This window comes from Mucilaginibacter sp. cycad4 (assembly GCF_034263275.1).
Taxonomy (GTDB): domain Bacteria; phylum Bacteroidota; class Bacteroidia; order Sphingobacteriales; family Sphingobacteriaceae; genus Mucilaginibacter.
In genome coordinates, this window is the sequence record NZ_CP139559.1 from 5218514 (window position 1) to 5232816 (window position 14303).

The window sequence follows — 14303 nt, forward strand, 5'->3', positions numbered from 1 at the left end:
CTATTATGTTTTTAATTTATATAGATTTTATTGATGCCGCTTTTATCATTATCCAAGCAGTATTTTAACCACTGATAAGAAACCTTGTTTACACTAAAGCTTGCGGTACATGATATAGGCATTGGTGAACCCATTTTGCTGATGGTTAAAAGCATCCGGGATTTCACCGATGATGTCAAAGCCTAATTTTTGCCACAGCTGTACTGCCCGCCGGTTACTTTTAACCACGAAGTTAAATTGCATGGCTTTATAGCCCAGGTGCTTTGCTTCCTGTAAAGAATACTCGCCCATAAGCTTTCCTATTCCCCTGCCGGCAGCTTTTGAGGAAATCATATACGCCCCGTTGGCCACATGAGCACCCAGATCGGGCTGGTTATCCCTGATCACGAAAGTGCCTGCAACATCGTCATTATCAACAGCCACATAAGTATGTTTTTCGGGATCGAACCAATAGGCCAGCATTTTCTCCTTAGGTGATGCAGGGTCAAATACATAGGTATCGCCGCCGGATATAACCTCACGGATGATCTGCCATACCGGGTCACGATCTGCAACGGTTGCTTTTCTAATAGTTATCATAGGTATGTGATTTTTATGTTAGCGAATATTTTTTCGGATCCTGCTCAACGATTGCGGGGTTACACCAAGGTAAGATGCGACATCAGTGAGCGACACCCTCATAGCTATCCCGGGCTGCCGCTCCAAAAACAACCGGTACCTTTCTGATGAGTCATAACCGAGATAAGTGTTCCGCGTTTTTATTTTCTCCATAAGGGTATGCTGCGAAATCTGATCGATCATTCCTTTGAGATAAGGCAGCTTTTCATATAAAGCAAGCAGGTTGTTTTTACTGATAGCCAATAGTTCCGTATCGCAGGCGGCCTGGATACTTTCCTCTGCAATCGTATTGTTATTAAAACTGTAAAGGATGGTGCAAAACTGGTCCTCTTTTAAAAAGAAGTAGGTTACCTCGCTCCCTTTATCATTCTGTGCCATAATACGCAGCACACCATTGGTAATAAAAAACAATTGTCGTGCCACACGCTTCAGAGGCAATAGCGTATCTCCTTCTTTAACCCTTATCGGCTCAAAGGCTTTCACAATGAGTTCCTGATCCTCAACCGGGATGGGCTTTAACTGCTGTAAGCGGGCAATGAGTTGCTGTTGCATGATACAAAGATCAGATAAAGAAATATAAATTTTTTCTTAAGCGTCATTGCGAGGTACGAAGCAATCCCCTATCAACAGTTAAGCCCTGTATAGTTCGCGATTGCTTCGTACCTCGCAATGACGTGATGAATAGAAAAGGGCGATTTCAATAACTCGCCTTCCCTATCTCCAATTTGCTGACCTTGCCATCAGCACCAACCGTAAACTTGAAATAAGTTTTAAAATCGCCCCACTGATCACTATGGAATTTACCATAAACATGCAGGCCGTTTTGCTCCACCTTATCAATACTAATAAATCGTTCGTGGCCTAAAGCTTTTTCAAAAAAACTTTTAAAGTTCATTTTATTACCATCATCAAAAAGCTGGGCATCGTTAGTGAACAAAGCAAACCAGGCTTGCCGATCACCGTTTTGCAGGGCATCGATGGCTTGTTTTACTACCGGGTTACTTAGCTTTTCGGTATTCATGGCATTGACGTTTTGGATAATTGAAGTAGTTGCTTTTACAGCCTGAGCGTTTACAGTAGAGGTAATTAACGTACCGTATATGATATAATGATTAAGCGTTTTCATGGCATGGTAGATGTATAAATCAAATAATGCTACTTTTTTAATACGGGCAGCAGTTTATAGCTAAGACTATAACCTGCAACCCTATGTTACTAAACTGATAATTAATTTGTTGCGCCGCCGTTTACCAACAGATGCTGTCCGTTCACAAATGATGAAAGATCGCTGGCGAAAAACTCGGCCACATTGGCCACATCTTCAACTTCGGCCAGGCGGCCCATCGGACAACTGTCAAGCAATTGTTTTCTTAATGCGGGGTAACTATCAGCTTCGGCAAAGATACCTGAATGATCAACAGCAAACGGTATGATGGAGTTAACTGTTACACCACGGTGACCAATCTCCTTTGAAAGGATATCAACCAGGTACCTCGGGGTGGTTTTGCTGCCTCCGTACACGGCCATTCCGGGTACAGGGAATGAGGTAGTGCTGGAGGCGATGTAAATGATCCGGCCATTATCTTCTACATTCTTAGCTGCCTGCTGCATGGTGAAGTAGGTACCTTTAGTGTTGATGCCGAACACACGGTCAAACTGTTCTTCTGTAAAATCAGTTACCGGAGTTTCAACCAGCTCGATACCGGCATTAGCTACCACGATATCAATCTTGCCAAATGCGTCTTTTGCTTCTTTAAACAGTCTTTCGATATCAGCCACTTTACTTACATCGGCTTGTACGGCTATCACCTTTGCCCCCATGGCCTTGATATTGCTTACCACTTCATCTGCTGATGCTTTATCGCGCGAATAGTTGATCACGATGTCGGCGCCTAATGCGGCATAACGTTCTGCAATTGCTTTACCTAAACCACGGGCTGAGCCGGTTATTACTGCTACTTTATTATTTAGTGAGTTCATGATTTTTATGTTTTTGATTGTGATGATTTTTTGATTACACCGATTTCTTTGATCCTGGATTCTTGACTCGTGATTTCTTACTTCTTGATTCTTCCTGTCCTGCTTCCTGACTCTTGATTTCTTGCCTCTCCACTTACGCCATTGCCCCGTTAGCTCCAATATTTTGTGCCGAGATCCATTTGGCTTCGTCGCTTGCCAGGAAGGTTACTATTTTGGCAATATCCTCGGGTTCGCCGATGCGGTTAAAGGCAGATAGCGATGCCAGGCGGTCAATCAGTTCCTGGGGTTTGCCTTTGGTAAACAGTTCGGTATTTGTTGGGCCCGGAGATACTGTGTTTACATTGATGCCCCTTGCGCCAACTTCTTTGGCAAATACGCGGGTTAATTGCTCTACCGCGCCTTTGGTTGCAACGTAGGTAGCGTAAGTTGGCATCATAACGCGGGTAGTAGTTGATGAAAAGTTGATGATGCTACCGCCATTGGCCAGCTTAGTTGCGGCTTCACGCATGGTGTTAAATGTACCGCGAACGTTGATATCAAACTGGCGGGTAAAATCCTCGTCGGTGGTGTCTTTTATCAATTTGGTGATCATGATGCCGGCATTGTTAACCAGTACATCTATTTTGCCGTAGTGAGCGATGGCTGCATCAAACATGGCTGCCACTTCACCGGCCTTGCTTACGTCGGCCTGCAAGGCAATGGCATCGCCACCTTGTTGTTTGATAGAATTTACGGTTTGGTCGGCAGCTTCTTTGCCGCCCGCGTAATTGACAATTACTTTAGCGCCTTCGGCTGCTAATTTGTGGGCTACTGCTGCACCGATGCCTCTTGATGCGCCGGTTACTAATACTACTTTTGATGCTAATGTGTTCATGGTTTCCCTTGTTATATTGTTTATGTTTTGTTGTCGTTGATTGACAATACAAAGGTGGCAAGAGCAAGGCCCCTGAATGATACACATATCAAAGCATTACATACGAATATTTAAGATTGGGTAATGGTAATATAAAAAGTTTGTCATTTCGACCGTAGGGAGAAATCTCCTATGATGAAAATAATCTAAAGCAAGGCTGATATTCCAGAATTGGGTTAATAGATTTTTTATAAAGTTATAATTTATAAATAATTAAGCAAAGCGTTGCCATGTTTTCTTAACTTTCCTTTGCAGATCAGAAGAGGAAACAGGCTCTGCTGAGGAGCAACCTGCCAGCAATATGATCCGCCGAATTAGATAAAAGAAGTCTCTGTAACAGGAGACTTTTTTATTGTCTATCTTTTTCGCCCATGGCTAAGAAAACCTTCACCGACTTTTAGTGATGTTAATGCATCGATAAACAACAATCAATCTCCTATAAGCGGACACCATAACGGGCCGCAGCATCGCGTTTAAATTATTAGATAAAATGATAACCGTAGTCTTATACAAGCAGACACCTCAAAAGGGCTGCGGATTTCTCATTCCGGTTTATCATCAGATAACAAAACAGATTGTTTTATCCTGCATTATTAGTTCTATATTATTGCACTACAGCTATTACATACGGAGCCTCGTTCTTCATCACATAACGGATCCGGTTGAGGATTTTTTTAGCTATCCTGATGATGGCATTATTCTTTTTCATCCGCTTGCAATAATCGTTAAATGCCATTGTCATAGCCGGATCGGTACGTATAGCTGTCCAACTGGCTTCAATAAGTTTTTCCCTGAGCTGGTGATTGGCCCTTCTGGTCAGGCCTGATACTTTTTCCTTGTCCCCGGTACTGTGAGTATTTGGCACAAGGCCAACATAATCGCATAAAGCGTCAAGTGATTTAAACCGGTTAACATCTCCCACCTCTGTTACAAACCATAAAGCGGTGATCTCACCCACGCCTGGAATTGTCCGGATCAGGGTTATTCTTTTCTTATACCGTTCCTGTTTGGACAGGATGCGAACTTGCCTGGTTGCAGCCAGCACCATATCCCGGGCCTGCTGGTAGCCCTGTAGCTTCAGGTCAAGTGCTGTCCTCGCCGATGGATTCAGTGACAGTTCTTTAAGCCAACGGGTAAAAACATTAGACCAATACCGGCTCTCTGATTCACCGAATGTTATCCCCTGGAAGTTAAGCCATCCCCGGATCCTGTTTTTATAACGCGTCTGGTCTTTTACCATCTGATTATAAGTGCGGATGATATCCCTGTCATCCTGTTGTTCAATGCCGGGAATAAAAATACCAGTGAGCTGACCTTTACTCAAGGCCTGACCCAATTTCCGGCAATCTACAAGGTCTGATTTGCGTTGCTTTTCCTTGCCTGTAGTCGGAACATCAGCCGGGTTAACCACGATGCAGTTAATCCCCGCCTCGTTAAATTTCCGCTGATGGAAGAAACCACAAAAGCCTGCCTCGTAAACAACATGATAATCCGCTAAAGGGTAATTGCGCTTCAGGTAAGCACTTAATTCTTCTGCCGATGGATTTTGCGAAAACGTCTTCAGTTCCATCTGCTCACTCCGGATATTCACCTTCCATGACTTTTTATGAACATCTATGCCTGCAAAAATCTTTTGTCCGCTAAAATCTAATTGTGTAACTTGTTTCATGAGTTCTTGATTTAAAGTGTTTGTTCTTAGTTTTCACTTTAATCTACAACCTTTTTTTCAAGAACTCTTCTTTAACTAATTCATGCATACGATCTTATACAAGGCGTAAACTGTATGTATGTTTGTTTAGCGGCGTGCATAAGATTTCTCTTTCGCCCCAACACACTTTCCCTCTGCTTGCTCTATCGAAATGACAATTTTTTATTAAGAGGTTACCTTATTGTGCCCCTTCCTGAACAATGCTGGTGAGGTATCGGTATGCTTTTTAAAATAATTGCTGAAATGGGTAGCTTCTGAAAAGCCCAAACGAAAAGCGATCTCTTTAATAGACAGCTTTGAATTTTGCAACAGTGCCTTGGCCTCGGCTATGGTTTTTTCGGCTATCCAGGTGCTGATGGTTTTGCCTGTTTTTATTTTGATAACGGTACTCAGGTAATTGGGGTGAAGGCTTTGCGCATCGGCATAGTCCTGCACCCGGTAGGCTTGTTCGGCAATTCCGTTACTTAAATCGCGGTAATGTTTTTCGAGCAGGCGTTTAAAGTTCTTTACAATTTCCGAGCTCCGGTTACCTTCATATATCGGGTTATAATCCTTCCAGAAATACTCTTTAAATTTTAGCAGCACCACTACAAACAGGCTGCCGATAATGCGATAGCGATATGGACTATCCGAGTTATACTCTTTCAGGATCTGATGATACAAAACATCAAACTCTCCAAAAACTTCAGGCGTAAGTACGCGGGCCGGGAATGTTTCGGCCAGCAGGAACGGGAACTCATCAAAGATATTGGCGTGTACATTTTCCTTTAAAAACGATTCGCTGAGCGTAAACAGGTACACATCGCCAATGCGTTCCCAATTGAATGATCGAAAATGCCCGGGATTGGTAAAGTAAATGGCTCGGGGCTGCAGTTTATAATTCTGTTCATCAATGGTGTAATCACCATCCCCATCTTTTATAAAGGCAAAAACAAAAAAGTTAAGCCTGCTCAAGGGTGATTTAAACGGCACAGGCTGATTAATATCCTTCAGGTTAAAAACCGTAAAATCGGTATGCTTAATCAGTTCAAGCGGCAGACCCAGGTGCTTATACTGATCATAAAGGGTATTAAAGATCTGCTTTTCATTATCCTGGTGATGCATGATGAGAGGTTTGCATCAAAGCTATGAGGGATGGAGGAGATTTGCAAGAACGGGGTGATCAATAAAAAACGGCGTATCAATTACGACACACCGTTTTTTTACGTCTAATATATTTTAATCAAAGCTTACACTGCCATAACTTGTACTGATGGTAATGGTTTTATCACTGCCGCCTTTGCCTAAATGCCCTTTGTAGGTTTTTGTGGGACTATAGCCACGTTCACCATCGGCAGGGGTTTTGCTGGTGATGTTAACATCATGGCCGCCGTAGTTAAAGCTCCCATAGTGCACCGTAATATCAAAATCGGCATTCTGGCCGTCGCTTACACCTAACTTTACGCTTGAGTAGGACGAATTAACCGAAAGGTTTTTCACATTTTTATCAACCTCGCCAATATTTAGCGCACCGCTAAATTTCACGTTGATATTACCTGATGTGGTGATGCGGCCAATTTTTGCTGAACCGTAGCTTACATCGGCATTGAGCTTATCGCAATCACCAAGATTAAGGCTGCCATAAGCTACATCCAAATCGCTGCCTGTAAGCGTACCAATGGTTGCACTGCCATATTTAACCCTGATCTGGCAAGCTGGGTTGCTTAAGGATTTGGCGTTAAGGCTGCCATATGAGTTATTGATATTGAGTTTACCGCTCAGGTCTGGCAACTCGGTACTGCCGTATTTGTTGGTGATGGTAAGCGGGTTTTTAGCCGGCATATAAACGGTATAATTGATCTCCATTTTACGCACAGAGTTTTTCTTACCAAACAAGTTGCCCCAGCTGCCGTTGTCATCATCATTTTGACTGATAGACGTCCTGAACGATACGCCCGAACCATCTTTACTATCTTTGATAGTTACATTGTCCAGTAGTTTTTGGGCCTTATCTTCATCATTAGCTCCAACCTTGATCTGTACATCAACCTTAACTTCGTTTTTAGCCCAGGTAATTACGGTGATCTTGCCAAATTTGTTATCAATGTTAATCACATCGTTGCCATCAACATTATAGCTTTTGCTGTAGCTTTTTGTTTTTTCAACTATATCGCCGTTTTGTACCTGCTTTTCATAGCGCTCGTTACCCTCGTAACTGTAGCTAAAGTTCTGATCAAAGTTTTTAAAACCGAAGTTAATATTAGGGCTAAGCATCTCAAACTTATCGGCAAACTTCAAGCTATCAAATCCCTTAAACTTCATTTTAAACTTCAGGCTATCAAAGTTTTTAAGCTTCAGACTATCCTTAAACTTAAAAGCAAGCTGTTTGTTGAACTTCAGCATATTTTGCATTTTAAGATGGATCTGCTTTTGCTGCTGTACCCGCAGGTTGCTCATTTCCTTTTGCAGTTCGCGCATTTTGACATTCAGCTCCTTCATTTTTTGCTGATACTCCTTGCTGTCGGTTACCGAAGTCCAATTATCCATGTTTAACCCGGCAGCAGGCGGCGTAGGTGGTAATTGGGGTTTTACCGGCGCAGGCGGGGCCGCAGGACTTACCTGTGCAAAGTTTGCTGTACTTATGGTTAGCAGGACGATAAGCGTAAGCAGGGCCGGACTAAATATTTTTGGTTTCATTGTTTTGTTCCTTTTTCATCTGGTTAAACTGTTCAATTACATTTAATTGCTGAGTTAGCACCTCGGTTTGTATTTGCAGGTTCCGGATCATTGCACGTAAAACACGTTCCTGGTTAGGGCTGGTGGCTAAATCACTGTTTAGTTTTTTATAGGTGGAATCCATCTTAGCTATCTCGGCGCTGAACTCCTTGTATAGCTGCGGATCATTTTTAGATGCTGACTTAAGTTCGGTAAGCTTGGTTTCAACAAGCGATGCATAGCGCACCTGCTGTTGTGCGTACTCGGGATTAATAGCGGCAAGGTCAACGCCTTTTGTGCCTTTTTGGCTTTGTATATATATGCCGAAGCCTATTCCCATTACGATGATGACCGATGCGGCTACTTTTAGCACGAAGCCCAGCGAAAAAGTCTTTGCTTCCCGCTTTTTTGGTTGCCCGTGCTCCTGGTCCAAAAAATTGAGCTGCGCCTCAATTTTACCCCACAAATCTGCCGATGGTTCTATTTCGTTAAATTCTTCGTTATTGTCGTGCATGAAATCTTCAAATCGCTTGCTCATGATTCTGTTCCTTTCCTGTTTAAAATTTCAATTAACTTTCTTTTGGCTCTCAAAAACTGGGTTCTTGATGTGTTTTCTGATATATTCAATATTTGTCCTATTTCTTCGTGGTCATATCCTTCCAGCAGATATAATGACAGTACAATGCGGTACCCATCGGGCAACTGGTTCATGCCTTCTTTTACCCTGGCAACCTGGTATTGCAGGTCTTCATCATCCCAGCTCTCGTCATCGGCAATATTTTCAAGATAGCCGTCTTCCAGCTCAACAAGTTCCAGCTTGCGTTTGCGAAGCAGGTTGATCGACCGGTTCACAACAATCTGCTTAAGCCAGAGGCCAAATGTGGTATCCTGCCTAAAGTCCTTCAGCTTGGCAAAGGCATCCACAAAAGCTTCCTGCAGCACATCTTCTGCTTCGGCAATATCGCCCACTATCCGAAAGGCCACGTTCAGCATAGCTTTCGAATACAAACGGTAAAGCTCATAACAGGCTTTTTTGCTCCCCTGCTTGCACTCAATTACCAGGTTGTAATGTTTATCAATATATATTGCTTCCAAATTCGTGACCGGCTTCAGGTTAATAGACGCAAGGCATTTTGCAACGTTGCACGTATGGGGAAAAATATTTTTTTAATTATTGATAATTTTTTTGACGGTTTTAAGTTAGGGGCAGATGTACAGGTTGAACGATGAGCAAATTTCAGATGTGCAGATATGTAAATGATCTTGTCTGAACCTGAATTTGTATTAATGAATTTACAGAATAATTGAATCAATCTGCACATCTGAAATTTGCACATCTCCACATCATCCCGGCAATTCCTTAATCCTAAAAATCACGGTTCAGGTACTCATCCACCGTTTTCACCGCATTATCATACCTATCCTGTCCAAGGCCTGATATTACCACATACCGGGCGTTGAGCGCCTGAAGTTCGTGGTGCCAAACGTTCATGAAATATGCGCGCTTGGTTGGGAAATTACGTAAAGGGTCATCCTGCCAGGGCAGATCGATATCCAGGAGCAAATAAAAATCGTAAGGATGGCGGGGCAATTCGTCAAGAACCTCCTGCGGGGCACTGCCAAACATTTCCTCGCTCCAGATCTTCACCGTTAAAAAAGTGGTATCACAAATCAGGATCCCGTTGGCCTGCGGCAACAGCTTTTTTTCAAGCGCCACCTGACCGTGAAACATATTTATCTCGTCCTGCCAGGTACAATCGCCCTTAAGGTTTGCACAATACCCGCGCGAATACTCCGGCACAGCTATCGTATTATAATGCGCCGCCAGGTATTCAGACATGGTTGATTTCCCTGTCGATTCGGGGCCTACAACTGCTATTTTGAGTATTTTGTTCATAGACTATAAAGGAAAAGCGCCGGAAAGTGCGATTCCCTCCCCTGGGAGGGTGTAGGGAGGGGTTTCGCCGACAAACTTATTCGCTTTAATAACGCAGAAACCCCTCCCTGCACTACGCACACCCAACGCACCCCTCCCGAGGGAGGGAATTAAAAAGTCATTCTTTTAATCGGGGCGTTGCCTGCGGCCGGGCTATCCGCTCATACTGCACAGGCATTAACCACATGGCCGGTATCCGCTTCTAACCTAACGCAAAGGTTGTCTCCCCCTACTCCGTCTTCTTCGGCACCCGCGTCGGCGTATCCTGCCCCGAAACTATGGTACGTGAGCTTAACGCTATCGCGCGGATGGCCGAAGTGATATTATCCACATCCAGCGAACTAAACTCATCGCCAACAGTATGGTATAGCTTGTCTATATCGATCTGGTCGGTTGAGATAGTGTGGGCCGGTACGCCAACTTCAGCCAGCGACGCGTTATCACTTCTGTAAAACAGGTCCTGGTCCGGGTATGGGTCCGGGTAAAACTTAAAGGCTGTACCTTCCAGGTTCTTCTGCAATATCTTGCCAAAATCCGATCTGTCGAACCCGGTAATAAATGCCGAGTTGGTGCCGAATTTGGAGGCCTTACCTATCATTTCGATGTTGAACATGGCAACTACCTTATCTGCATCTATTTGTTTAGCAAAATACTGCGACCCATATTCGCCAATCTCTTCGGCAGTAAAGGCTACAAAAATAAGTGTGCGGGCATTGTTATTAAGCTTTTTATAGTATTTAGCCAGGCTCAACACAGCTGTTGTGCCCGAAGCATCATCATCTGCTCCGTTAGCAATAGTATCAGTTACACCGGGTTTATCGGGTTTGATAATGCCCAAATGGTCATAATGGCCCGAAAATACCACATATTCATTGGGCTTGGTTTTACCGGGGATGATACCGGCAACATTAAACAGCGGCAGTTCCTCATTTTTTATATCGCAGCTAACATCAAGCGATGTTGTGCCATCAAACTTACCTAACACAAACACCAAAGGCTGTTTTACTTTGCCTTTAAAGTTTGTGCTGCCCGCCCCTAAATACGACTTAACCCTGCTAAACAGATCTTTAAACTTAGGATCGATCAGCAAAAGCGTTTTTTTGCCGCTTTGCAAGGCTGCCCGGTACTCGGTCCTGAAATTTTTATCCGCACCCACGGTAAGTACCTGTACATCTTTATCACTCGCCCATTTAAACGAATCTGTACTGCTGGCAAATATGCTGTCGGCAGCTACAGTTTTGCCGTTAATGCTCACGGATAAGCTAACAGGAGTTGAACGGACCATCGTAAAGTTCTGACGGTAACCGGTATTGCCTTCCATAGGCTTAAGGCCGGCCTTTTTATATTCGCTCTCAATAAATTGAGCCGCCTTTTCAATGCCCGGAGTAAAAGTCGCCCGGCCCTGCATATCATCGGCCGATAGGGTTTTGATAATGCGGGTTACGTCATCTTTACTAATCAGCTTATTAACATCCTGCGCAAAACTGTAAGCCGAAATGCTTAATAATGCCGTTGTTACTATATAAATCTTCTTCATAATTATTTGACTTTTGATTGCAGCCAGTTGTTACGGAAAGTTTCCTGCTCTTTGCTCAATTGCTTGCCTGCCTTTTCAAAGCTTACTACCTCAAAGTTCGGGTTTTCTTCAAGTGTGATAGTGGTTTCATGGGCGCCGGTTCGGTTTTTGTAGCTTACGGCAACTTTATCGCCCGGCTTTTTATCGGCAATGGCATCGTTAAACCCTTTCTGGTCTTTTACATCTTTACCATCAACTTTCAGGATTATATCACCGGCATCAAGGCCTGCTTTGTAAACCGGGGTGCCAATGGTTGTGCTCGAAAGTATGGGCAAGCCTTCTGCATCAGCCGCACGTACCTGACCTGCACGGCCACGGCCAGGTGTAACTGCCAGCGGACCAGCCCAGCCTTTGCCCGGCTGTACTTTACGCAGCACCAGGCCCGCTTTAGCCAGCAATTCTTCGTAATTGTTTTTGTCGGTTCCGTTGATGTAACGCTTAAAGAAATCTGCCGCAAACTTGGGATTGTTGGTTACTTTACCTAAATCGCTTTGCAGATCGGGAATGGTATATGGCTTCATCACCTTACCACGGCTAAGCCAAACAGCACGCATGTAATCATCAAGCGTCATGTTAAAATCGCTGCGGAGGCGAAGGTCGAGCGCTAACGCGATAGCCCCGCCGTAAGTATAGTAACTGGTAAAATCGTTAACGTTATTGTTCGGGTCGATAGATACACCGGCATCGGCAAAAACCGAATAGCGGCTCATCTGGGCGGCCGAATATTTGGCAGCAGCAGGTGTATTTAATATTTGATTTACTAAACCGGCAATGGTTTTGGTATAATCATCAACCGTAACAAAACCCGCGCGGGCAAGTAATAATTCGCCATAATACTGCGTAAAACCTTCGGCAAACCAAAGCTCACTGCTCATGTTGGCGTGTTCAAAGTTAAAGGGCTCCAATGATTTGGGGCGGATGCGTTTCACATTCCAGCTATGGAAATATTCGTGCGCATAAACGCCCATCAGGTAACTTTCATTCCCTTCAACTTTCGGAGCGGGAATAGTTATGGAAGTTGAATTACGGTGCTCCATACCATCGCCGGATACCGCCGGGTTTACATCGCTCACAAAAGTATACTCGCCAAAATCATAGGTGGGCAATTCGCCAAATACTGCTTTTTCTTCCAGTACCAGTTTCTGGATCATCTTACCGAAGTTATCAATCACCGCCTGGTTATCGTCCGAGTGCATGGTCAGGTTTATTTTTTCTTTCTTGCCATCGGTATTGACTACGTCCCAGCTACTAACATTATAATTAGACAGTTCGGTAGGGCTATCCATCATATATTGCAAATTTGGAGCGCTGTACACATTTGAGCCCTGGTGTTTAAGCTGTGTAGCTACTTTCCAGCCGTATTTATCAATGTCGTTAAATTCAAAGGTAAGGGGGCGTTTGTCCTGGCCTACCACCCACATAAACGTAGCGGGCATATTCAGGTGGGCATGACTTGGATCAATAGAAGCATAAGTGCCATCGGTCCAGTTGCCAAAAAGAGTGTAGCTTACTTTTACAGCGGCCGGGTGGTCCCCCACTTCGTAAACATCACCTTCAATTTGGGTTAATGGCAGTTCCTTACCGTCAACATCGGTAGCTTTAACGTTGTAAACATTTTTACCAAACTCATGGGTTGCATAACGGCCGGCAGACGAGCGGCTCATCCGCACCCTGAAAGCGCCTGATGGTGCCTGCGGAATGGTCATGCTGATCTCGGCCTCATGATGGGCCGCGTTTGGAAATGATATGGAATAGTAAATGGCTTTTTGTGGTTCCTGCTGTGCCATAACACTGCATGCAAGTACCGAGGCGGCGGTAAAGAGTAGTAATTTTTTCATCAACTTAAATTATCTGCGCTGAAATTACTATTAAATCGGCAAAAAAATTATATCAATATTATTACTTGATGCCGCATCTCAATGATCTGCTTCCATTCCAAATCCGTAAATAAAGTTTTTGTTTCAGGAGTAATGTAGTTGGCAGCCTCACCAATTATTTCAATTTGCTTAACGCAGGCAAACCGCATCATTGAATTTGAAAGAAATGTTGTCAAGTCGGTATTTAAAGTATAAGAATGGATCTCGTCAATTGCTTCTAAAATATGAAGCAATCTTTGGCTATCGCCCATCTTACCTCTCATAAATCAGGATTTTGTCTTTTTCGATAAATGGCGAAAGGTATTTAGATATAGCTTTTGACGAAACAAGGTCAACCTTCTTATGGAGTCTTTGCTGTATATCATCTTGCATCGATACAAACCCCAAACCAATATGCTTTGAGTAGTCAAGATCAACCAGGATGTCAACATCGCTTTCATCGCCGGCCTCATTGCGCGAATAGGAACCAAACAGATATGCCTTTATTACGGGCTGCCCCGAAAAGTAATCTTTCAGTATTTGTATGTCCTTAGTTGATAACTGCATCGCAATACAAATATAGCTAATCAATTGCTAAAACTACATCCTTCAAGCCTCGCTGCTACTTCATTTAAAACCCCTAATCCGGCCCCATTCATTTTATTATGTGTACATTTAAAGAAATTTGCCGGCTTATGATCCTTTTTTCAAGAAGAAACCTACATTACACCGATTATAAATGGACTGCTTACATCCCGAATGATCCGCGTGTAAATGGCAGGCCCGATCATACTGCGTTTGATAAGAACGAAGGGAACGAGATGGTATACCTGATCAATAAATTAATGGTGATATGGGATTACCGTTTTGCCAATACCGGCAATAAAATGGAAAAACTGATTCACGATAAACTTCCTGCCGATATCACCAGCCAGGAAGGCGTACAAGAATGGCTTAAATTAAATTTAAAGTTTTAGGCAAAGAAGCGGAATGCTGAAAGCCAAAAGCAAAGCGCGTCCTGT

At 43.6% G+C, this 14303-nt stretch carries 16 protein-coding genes; 1 reads left to right on the plus strand and 15 read right to left on the minus strand.

Translation table 11 applies throughout. The annotated features are described in order from the left end of the window. Window positions 1–93: 93 nt before the first annotated feature. The 15 genes from SNE26_RS21155 to SNE26_RS21225 form a co-directional block, all read right to left on the minus strand. On the minus strand, window positions 94–579 hold the full coding sequence (locus SNE26_RS21155; protein ID WP_321555884.1) for a GNAT family N-acetyltransferase: 486 nt from the start codon (window positions 577–579) through the stop codon (window positions 94–96). 18 nt (window positions 580–597) lie between these two features. After that, window positions 598–1170: a Crp/Fnr family transcriptional regulator gene (locus SNE26_RS21160; protein ID WP_321555885.1), complete on the minus strand. Its 573-nt coding sequence runs from the start codon at window positions 1168–1170 to the stop codon at window positions 598–600. A gap of 145 nt (window positions 1171–1315) precedes the next feature. Further along, on the minus strand, window positions 1316–1744 hold the full coding sequence (locus tag SNE26_RS21165) for a hypothetical protein (RefSeq protein WP_321555886.1): 429 nt from the start codon (window positions 1742–1744) through the stop codon (window positions 1316–1318). Window positions 1745–1845: 101 nt separating this feature from the next. Continuing rightward, window positions 1846–2598 (minus strand): SDR family oxidoreductase, encoded by a 753-nt coding sequence (locus SNE26_RS21170; RefSeq protein ID WP_321555887.1) that lies wholly within the window; start codon window positions 2596–2598, stop codon window positions 1846–1848. Between the two features lie 133 nt (window positions 2599–2731). Continuing rightward, window positions 2732–3472: an SDR family oxidoreductase gene (locus SNE26_RS21175; protein ID WP_321555888.1), complete on the minus strand. Its 741-nt coding sequence runs from the start codon at window positions 3470–3472 to the stop codon at window positions 2732–2734. Between the two features lie 643 nt (window positions 3473–4115). Further along, complete coding sequence (locus tag SNE26_RS21180) at window positions 4116–5180, minus strand: IS110 family transposase (protein ID WP_321555889.1); 1065 nt, start codon at window positions 5178–5180, stop codon at window positions 4116–4118. A gap of 204 nt (window positions 5181–5384) precedes the next feature. Continuing rightward, window positions 5385–6323 carry an AraC family transcriptional regulator gene (locus SNE26_RS21185; protein WP_321555890.1) on the minus strand — a complete coding sequence of 313 codons (939 nt, stop codon included), beginning with the start codon at window positions 6321–6323 and terminating at the stop codon, window positions 5385–5387. 114 nt (window positions 6324–6437) lie between these two features. Then, complete coding sequence (locus SNE26_RS21190) at window positions 6438–7895, minus strand: hypothetical protein (protein WP_321555891.1); 1458 nt, start codon at window positions 7893–7895, stop codon at window positions 6438–6440. Then, window positions 7876–8451 (minus strand): hypothetical protein, encoded by a 576-nt coding sequence (locus tag SNE26_RS21195; protein WP_321555892.1) that lies wholly within the window; start codon window positions 8449–8451, stop codon window positions 7876–7878. Before SNE26_RS21195 ends, SNE26_RS21190 begins: the two co-directional genes overlap by 20 nt. Beyond that, a complete protein-coding gene (locus SNE26_RS21200; protein WP_321555893.1) occupies window positions 8448–9008 on the minus strand; it encodes an RNA polymerase sigma factor in 561 nt (186 codons plus the stop codon). The genes SNE26_RS21195 and SNE26_RS21200 overlap by 4 nt, the downstream gene beginning before the upstream one ends. Before the next feature lie 271 nt (window positions 9009–9279). Next, window positions 9280–9810: an ATP-binding protein gene (locus SNE26_RS21205; protein WP_321555894.1), complete on the minus strand. Its 531-nt coding sequence runs from the start codon at window positions 9808–9810 to the stop codon at window positions 9280–9282. Window positions 9811–10078: 268 nt separating this feature from the next. Continuing rightward, window positions 10079–11386, minus strand: a complete 1308-nt coding sequence (locus tag SNE26_RS21210; protein ID WP_321555895.1) for a M20/M25/M40 family metallo-hydrolase — start codon at window positions 11384–11386, stop codon at window positions 10079–10081. A gap of 2 nt (window positions 11387–11388) precedes the next feature. Continuing rightward, window positions 11389–13263 carry a PDZ domain-containing protein gene (locus SNE26_RS21215; protein WP_321555896.1) on the minus strand — a complete coding sequence of 625 codons (1875 nt, stop codon included), beginning with the start codon at window positions 13261–13263 and terminating at the stop codon, window positions 11389–11391. A 47-nt stretch (window positions 13264–13310) separates the two neighbouring features. Next, window positions 13311–13565: a HepT-like ribonuclease domain-containing protein gene (locus tag SNE26_RS21220; protein ID WP_321555897.1), complete on the minus strand. Its 255-nt coding sequence runs from the start codon at window positions 13563–13565 to the stop codon at window positions 13311–13313. Next, window positions 13555–13848, minus strand: a complete 294-nt coding sequence (locus SNE26_RS21225; RefSeq protein ID WP_321555898.1) for a nucleotidyltransferase domain-containing protein — start codon at window positions 13846–13848, stop codon at window positions 13555–13557. Before SNE26_RS21225 ends, SNE26_RS21220 begins: the two co-directional genes overlap by 11 nt. A gap of 128 nt (window positions 13849–13976) precedes the next feature. Between SNE26_RS21225 and SNE26_RS21230 the strand changes: the two genes are divergently transcribed. Next, window positions 13977–14258, plus strand: a complete 282-nt coding sequence (locus tag SNE26_RS21230; RefSeq protein WP_321555899.1) for a hypothetical protein — start codon at window positions 13977–13979, stop codon at window positions 14256–14258. Window positions 14259–14303 lie beyond the last annotated feature (45 nt).

Coding starts and splice junctions, on each gene's coding strand:
- SNE26_RS21155 (WP_321555884.1), bottom strand. CDS start 579: ATGATAACTATTAGAAAAGCAACCGTTGCAGATCGTGACCCGGTATGG.
- SNE26_RS21160 (WP_321555885.1), bottom strand. CDS start 1,170: ATGCAACAGCAACTCATTGCCCGCTTACAGCAGTTAAAGCCCATCCCG.
- SNE26_RS21165 (WP_321555886.1), bottom strand. CDS start 1,744: ATGAAAACGCTTAATCATTATATCATATACGGTACGTTAATTACCTCT.
- SNE26_RS21170 (WP_321555887.1), bottom strand. CDS start 2,598: ATGAACTCACTAAATAATAAAGTAGCAGTAATAACCGGCTCAGCCCGT.
- SNE26_RS21175 (WP_321555888.1), bottom strand. CDS start 3,472: ATGAACACATTAGCATCAAAAGTAGTATTAGTAACCGGCGCATCAAGA.
- SNE26_RS21180 (WP_321555889.1), bottom strand. CDS start 5,180: ATGAAACAAGTTACACAATTAGATTTTAGCGGACAAAAGATTTTTGCA.
- SNE26_RS21185 (WP_321555890.1), bottom strand. CDS start 6,323: ATGCATCACCAGGATAATGAAAAGCAGATCTTTAATACCCTTTATGAT.
- SNE26_RS21190 (WP_321555891.1), bottom strand. CDS start 7,895: ATGAAACCAAAAATATTTAGTCCGGCCCTGCTTACGCTTATCGTCCTG.
- SNE26_RS21195 (WP_321555892.1), bottom strand. CDS start 8,451: ATGAGCAAGCGATTTGAAGATTTCATGCACGACAATAACGAAGAATTT.
- SNE26_RS21205 (WP_321555894.1), bottom strand. CDS start 9,810: ATGAACAAAATACTCAAAATAGCAGTTGTAGGCCCCGAATCGACAGGG.
- SNE26_RS21210 (WP_321555895.1), bottom strand. CDS start 11,386: ATGAAGAAGATTTATATAGTAACAACGGCATTATTAAGCATTTCGGCT.
- SNE26_RS21215 (WP_321555896.1), bottom strand. CDS start 13,263: ATGAAAAAATTACTACTCTTTACCGCCGCCTCGGTACTTGCATGCAGT.
- SNE26_RS21220 (WP_321555897.1), bottom strand. CDS start 13,565: ATGAGAGGTAAGATGGGCGATAGCCAAAGATTGCTTCATATTTTAGAA.
- SNE26_RS21225 (WP_321555898.1), bottom strand. CDS start 13,848: ATGCAGTTATCAACTAAGGACATACAAATACTGAAAGATTACTTTTCG.
- SNE26_RS21230 (WP_321555899.1), top strand. CDS start 13,977: ATGATCCTTTTTTCAAGAAGAAACCTACATTACACCGATTATAAATGG.